The following is a 508-nucleotide window of genomic DNA, read 5'->3' on the forward strand; positions in this document are numbered from 1 at the left end:
CTAAAAACTCATATCATTGCGTTGAAATGGTTAGTAAAGATAATTTTGAGATTGATTTTTTTCAAATGAATTTTGACTTTGCTTATGATAATAAGCAGCTATATCAACTGATCGCTGATAGTAAAAGTGAAGCATTTAAATATAGCCTTGTCGAAAATCCAGAATATAAAGAGTGGTGTCAACGAATACAGATAGAGGAATGTATAAAGTACTTAGATAAGCGAGCTAAAATGAATAATTTATTACCTGCTATAGGTGAGAAAATGGAAAATCTATTAAGCATTTGTTTATTAAAGTATTCTGTTAGCGAGACCTACTACATGATTTGGGGGGCTGTAGAAAGCGCCTCTGCTTATTTTAACAAGGTAAATATTACTAGGCTTCATGCATCTAATTCTATATACGGTAATATCCAAAGAACGTATGATAAATTGGTAAATCGTACTATTCAAAATAGACAGTATAATCGCGATGGCAAACACCCTCAGTCTGCTATCGAAAAGCTGTT

At 32.3% G+C, this 508-nt stretch carries 1 protein-coding gene; it reads left to right on the forward strand.

Features of this window, described 5'->3' with window-relative positions:
- On the forward strand, positions 1 to 508 hold a 508-nt coding region (locus BTV99_RS13515; RefSeq protein ID WP_178377973.1), incomplete at both ends, for a hypothetical protein.

This window comes from Psychrobacter sp. Rd 27.2 (genome assembly GCF_001921755.1).
Taxonomy (GTDB): Bacteria; Pseudomonadota; Gammaproteobacteria; order Pseudomonadales; family Moraxellaceae; genus Psychrobacter; species Psychrobacter celer.